Annotated in this window: 6 protein-coding genes; 2 read left to right on the plus strand and 4 right to left on the minus strand. The window is 64.8% G+C overall.

Going from position 1 to position 5,397, the window contains the following annotated elements:
* Positions 1-245, plus strand: a 245-nt coding sequence (locus ABNS06_RS10850; protein WP_348674613.1) for a hypothetical protein, incomplete at its 5' end; no start/stop codon positions are given.
* Between the two features lie 96 nt (positions 246-341).
* Positions 342-1,589: a permease gene (locus ABNS06_RS10855; protein WP_348674614.1), complete on the plus strand. Its 1,248-nt coding sequence runs from the start codon at positions 342-344 to the stop codon at positions 1,587-1,589.
* Here the strand turns inward: ABNS06_RS10855 and ABNS06_RS10860 are convergent.
* From ABNS06_RS10860 to ABNS06_RS10875, 4 genes are all read right to left on the minus strand, one after another.
* Positions 1,586-1,768, minus strand: a complete 183-nt coding sequence (locus tag ABNS06_RS10860; RefSeq protein WP_348674615.1) for an oxidoreductase-like domain-containing protein — start codon at positions 1,766-1,768, stop codon at positions 1,586-1,588. The genes ABNS06_RS10855 and ABNS06_RS10860 overlap by 4 nt on opposite strands.
* Positions 1,769-1,828: 60 nt before the next feature.
* Complete coding sequence (locus ABNS06_RS10865) at positions 1,829-3,016, minus strand: response regulator (protein ID WP_348674616.1); 1,188 nt, start codon at positions 3,014-3,016, stop codon at positions 1,829-1,831.
* Positions 3,013-4,113 (minus strand): HDOD domain-containing protein, encoded by a 1,101-nt coding sequence (locus ABNS06_RS10870; RefSeq protein ID WP_348674617.1) that lies wholly within the window; start codon positions 4,111-4,113, stop codon positions 3,013-3,015. The genes ABNS06_RS10865 and ABNS06_RS10870 overlap by 4 nt, the downstream gene beginning before the upstream one ends.
* A 5-nt stretch (positions 4,114-4,118) precedes the next feature.
* Positions 4,119-5,397 (minus strand): ATP-binding protein (locus ABNS06_RS10875; RefSeq protein ID WP_348674618.1); only part of this gene is annotated, 1,279 nt, incomplete at its 5' end.

Raw genomic sequence — 5,397 nt, forward strand, 5'->3', positions numbered from 1 at the left:
AACCTGGGACCGACGTGCCCATCACCGTCCACGTGGAACATCGCGATGGCGGACCGTTCGTGGGCCGGCTGCAACTCATTACCAGCGGTGGCGAAATCGTCGCCGAATCCGCCACGCATGAGCTGTCCACCACGGTGACGGCAACCGATGCGCGTCGCTGGTACTACCTCCGCGTCGACAACGCGGAGGGCGAGTCCATCGCCTTCGCTGCGCCAGTGTGGATCGAGTCGCTCGCGGGCGAATGAGCTGATCCGCGGGGAACACTGACGGATCAGTCCTGTCGGCTATTACGGGCGCACTACCCGATGCATGGATGCATCACCGCAGTCACCGGAGTCGACATGGATGGTTTTCTCGAACACTGGGCGCAGGCCGCGCTCACCAGCACCGGTTTTTTCTGGATGGCGTTGTGGGCCTTCGCCCTCGGCTATCTGATCAGCAGCCTGATCCAGGTACTGGTCACCCAGGCCCGCATGCAGCGGCTCATGGGCACAGCCGGCCCGCGCAGCATGGCTCTCGGGACCTTCTTCGGATTCATCTCCAGCTCCTGCAGTTTCGCCGCGCTGTCGACCACCCGCGCGCTGTTCCAGAAAGGCGCCGGGCTGGCGCCCGCGATGGCCTTTCTGCTCGCATCGACCAACCTGGTCATCGAGCTGGGCATCGTCATCGCCCTGTTCCTGAGCTGGCATTTCGTCGTTGGCGAATACGTCGGCGGTTTGCTGCTGATTGGCTTCGCCTGGCTGTTCATCCGCATTACCCGCCCGAAGCGCCTGCTCAAGCAGGCCCGGGAGCGGCTGGGCGAGGACGACGAGCACGACCATGGCGACACCGAATCGGCCCGGGACAAACTGCGCTCACGCGACGGCTGGACCGCCATCGCCCGCTCCTACGTGATGGAGTGGCAGATGGTGTGGAAGGACGTGCTGGTGGGTTTCACCATCGCCGGCATCATCGCCGCCTTCGTGCCCGAGGCATTTTTCGAGACGCTGTTCGTGGGCTCCGGCGGCGATGGCAGCCAACCGGGCTTTGGCGCGGTGCTGGCGCAGACGCTGATCGGGCCGATCGCCGCCTTCGCGACCTTCATCGGCTCGATGGGCAACATTCCGCTGGCCGCCCTGCTCTTCGACCACGGCGTGAGCTTCGCCGGTGTCATGGCGTTCATCTTTTCCGATCTCGTCGTGTTGCCCGTGCTGCGGATCAATGCGCAGTACTACGGCTGGAAGATGGCGATCTACATCCTCGTCATGCTGCTGTCGGGGCTGGTCGCGGTGTCGCTGGCCATGCACTACGGACTGGCCGCCTTCGATCTGTTGCCGGACAGCCAGGGCGGTGGCGGCGGCCAGCAGCAGCGTGACCTGTTCAAGCTGAACTACGGCTTCGTGCTGAACCTGATCTTCCTGGGCGTCAGTGCCGTGCTCGGCTGGCTGTGGTGGTCAGGACGCGACGGTTCGCATGGTCACCACCATGACCATGGCGGCAGCTCGGGCGGGGAGCGGGTGCTCAAGACCGGCGCCGTCTTGGCGATCGTCTGGCTGGTCGGCGGGCTGGTCGTCGCCGCGATGCCGGGCATCCAGGTCCCGTCCGGCTAGTCGATCTCGCTGGGCTCCGGATTGCGCTCCTGCCAGGCCTTCAGTGCCCGCTCGTAGGCGCGCACCTGGTCCGAATACATGTCCCAGACGCAGGGATCACAACCCGTCTCGCAGCAATCGGAATCCAGGGGCTTTTCGGGCGGCTGGGGACGGGGCTGTTCAGAACGGGACTCGGTCACGGGTGCAAGAGCGATGGGAGACACGTATCAGTTTAATGCCGCCCGGTCAGTCCGCGCGAACTAGGCTCCAGGGAAGCTCTGATCGGTTTCCGGGCAGGCGACGAGCAGTGGCTCTTCAATCGCGTCAGAGGCCAGCAGATTGCGCAGGGCCATGATGGCCGTCACCGTCAGCTCCCGCCCTGCGCCGAGCACCAGACCGCCCTGGCGTGTCTTGATGTCTTCGGCCACCACCCAACCCGGGACCAGATCATTCACCCGCGCTCTGCGCGTGGAGTTGCAACTATGCAGCTTGACCGTCCGCAGCGCCTGCCTGACAGCCTGGCGCACCGGCGGATCGAGTTCGGCCACGGCCTCCAGGGCTCGCGCCATCGGCTGCTGACTCGCCAACTCACGCGCCAGAACGCTCGCCGCGCGCAGCAGTTCGGCGCCCAGCACCACGTCAGGGTCCGCATCGACCGGCGCGGGCTGGTTCTGGTACCGCACCACCTGGGCGACCGGATCCAGCCGCGGAATCGCCTGCAACAGCTTGAACGCGATCTCCGGATGGGAATCCAGTATCTCGCGTTCCTCGGCGTTAAGCGGTAGACCGGCCATTTCACGTTGGACAATGTCCGACGGCACGCTGACACAACCGATATGACTCAATGCCGCCGCCATGTTGCCAATCCAGGCGTTCGGCCAGCCCAGTGTGCCCGCCGCCTGCTTGACACAGGCCTGGATCGTCGCCGACCGCATCGACGCCCAGGGCGCGATCAGGCCCAGCACCTGGGTCATGGAATCCACAACGCCGGAAAGCGTGGTTTCCATCATGTCGCGTTCAAGCACCGCCGAGCGGTGGCGTTCAACGGCCTCGTTCAAGGTCGGAATCAGCACATCCGAGGGACACGGCTTGCAGAGGTACCGAAAAATCGCGCCATGGTTGATGGCCGCGATGGCTGATTTCGTGTCGGCCTGTCCGGTCAGCAGAATGCGAGTGCTGTTCGGGCTGCGCTCGCGGACCCGGGCGAGAAATTCTGCGCCGTCCATTCCCGGCATGCGCATGTCGGACATGATGACCGCGAACGGCGGCTCGGATTCGACGAACTCCAGACCCAGTGCACCGCTGGTGGCTGTGGTGACATCAAACCCCTCGAAGAGGGTCCGCTCCAGTCCCGCCAGCAAATTCGGTTCGTCGTCGACACACAGGATGCGTGGCAGTTCCTTGTCGCCGGCATCCGGAGCCATCCCTGCACTGACGGCCGGGTTCATGCCGCCGCCTGTCTCTGGATGAGCGCATCAGCCACCGCGCGCCACGCGGGCAGATGCGCGTTGACACCCGCCAGTTGCAGAAACAAGTCATTCACGGGCTCGCCATACGCCAGGGCGACAGCGACATGCACCACGCCCACGGCATCGAAACGCTCGGATTCCAGCCGATCCGGTGTGCGGTGCTGGGCCACCGCCTCGACGATCGACCCATGCAACCCCCAGGCGCCGAGCAGATACGCACCGATCTCCGCATGTGTCGGAGCGCTCTGGGCGTCGACGCCCAATGGGGATCGCTCGACTCCATCAAGCAGCACGCCCACATCCGCCAGCAAGGCGGCGGTCATCACCGTTTCCCGCACGGCGTACACACTGCAGATCTGTCCGGCGATTCTGGATGCCAGCACCGACCGCTGCCGCAGCAACTCGGCCGCGGGGCCGGAGAATCGGGCATGAACTTCCGTGGCCAGAACCAGAACAGCCAGCATGCGGAAACCGATCCGCTTGGCCGCTTCGGCAATGTCACCGGCCTCCGCACCCGCGTAGAGCGATACGGAGTTCGCGAGCTGCAGCACCTTTGCGGCCAGCGCGGGATCGGCGCCAACAACCTCGGCGACTTCCGAGGCTCTGGCCTGCGAATTTTCCAGCAGGTGGGCCAGGCGGGCATACATGGTCGGGATGGGAGGCAGCTGCCCCGCCTTGTCCAGCGCGACCTGAATCGAATCGTCACGCAACAGCGATTGCAGCGAGGTTGCGCGATCAATGGTTTCGACCAGCACCGTGCTCTCACAAGGCTTGGACAGGAATTGCTGGGCGACATCCAGCGCACGCAGGGCTGCCTCCTGCTCCGTCTGCCCCGTCAGCATGATGCGGACGGTCTCCGGCCAGCGGTCACGCACGGTTCGCAGGAACTGCGCGCCGTCCATCATCGGCATGCGCATGTCGCTGATCACCACGTCGACGGGATCATCTTCCAGCATCAACAATGCCTCGGCGCCACTGGTGGCGAACTCCGCCTCCCAATCGCGATCGCACATGAACAGCGTCCGTTCGATGCCACCCAGAACGCGCTCATCGTCGTCGACAAACATCAGTCGCATCGGCGTCATGTTTCGCTGCTCCCGTCGATGGGCAGACGAACAACGAACTCGGTGCCGCCCCCGACTTCGGTTTCGAAGAACACCACGCCGCCATGCTTGTCGACGACGGTGGAGTAAACAATCGCCAGCCCTTGTCCGGTGCCCTCGCCCACAGCCTTGGTGGTGAAAAACGGGTCGAACACCTTCTCGCGCACCGAATCCGGGATGCCGCCGCCATCATCGATCACGCGGATCTCGACATGCGTGTCCCCGTACGGAGCGAGCACGACCTCAATGCGTCCCAACTCCTTGACGCCCGGTTCCAGCGTGTCCTCGATGGCGTGGGCGGCGTTCACGACCAGGTTCAGAAGCATCTGGGCGATCTCGTCGCGCAGGCAGCAAACAGGTGGCACCTCGCCTTCACAGCGGATGGTCAGGCTGGCGACGTATTTCCATTCGTTGCGCGCCACGGTGACCGTGGTTTCCGCCAGCGCATGCAGGTCAACCTGCTCCTTCTCGCCAGCGGACGGATGGGAGAACTCCTTCATCGCCCCGACAATGCGGGAGATGCGGCGCAACCCGTCCAGCGACTGATCCAGTGCGGCCGGCACCTGCACCTTCAGAAAACTGAACTTGGACCGCTTGAGCTGGCGACGAAACGCCACCGCGGCCTCCCGGGTCGCGTCATGCGCCTCGGCCGTATCCGCCAGGGCGCAGGCGGCGTCGAACAATGAGGCGATCATGCTCTGGGCCTTGCTGACGAACTCGACGTTGTCCCGTACGTACTGAGTGGGCGTGTTGATCTCGTGGGCAACACCGGCGGCGAGCTGACCGATGGATTCCTTTTTCTGAGCCTGGAGCAGCATGGCCTGGGCGCGTCCCAGCTCAGCCAGCGCCTCCTGCAGCTCGCGCCGCTCTTCAATGAGCTGCTGCGTCTTCATCGCCACGATCTTGCCGAGGGCGATGTTCTGCTCCAGCGTCGTCATCGGCGTCGCCAGGGAATCATCGCGCTCCTTCACGCGACGCTTGAGCACCCGGATCGTTTTTTCACGCGCCTCGAGCTTGCGGCGCAGATAGCCGACGTAGACGTCGACCACGTTGGACGTGGCCGCGCCGCGCTCCCGGTAGAGGCTGTTGTGAACCTCCTCGCGCGTGACGAGCTCACCCGCCCGGTGAGCGAAGAGCTCGAGCAGGGCGTACTCGCGGACGGTCAGTTCGATCTCCTCGCCCGCCATGAGGACGCGGCGCTCCGCGGGCCGCATCTCCAGTGGCCCGACCTGGATCGAGGGGCTCTTGACCCGGTAC

This window comes from uncultured Abyssibacter sp., from assembly GCF_964000955.1.
Lineage (GTDB): Bacteria > Pseudomonadota > Gammaproteobacteria > Nevskiales > OUC007 > Abyssibacter.

Bases quoted from the DNA above. Each gene is read 5' to 3' on its own strand.
- ABNS06_RS10855 (WP_348674614.1), top strand. From the start codon at position 342: ATGGATGGTTTTCTCGAACACTGGGCGCAGGCCGCGCTCACCAGCACC.
- ABNS06_RS10865 (WP_348674616.1), bottom strand. From the start codon at position 3,016: ATGAACCCGGCCGTCAGTGCAGGGATGGCTCCGGATGCCGGCGACAAG.
- ABNS06_RS10870 (WP_348674617.1), bottom strand. From the start codon at position 4,113: ATGCGACTGATGTTTGTCGACGACGATGAGCGCGTTCTGGGTGGCATC.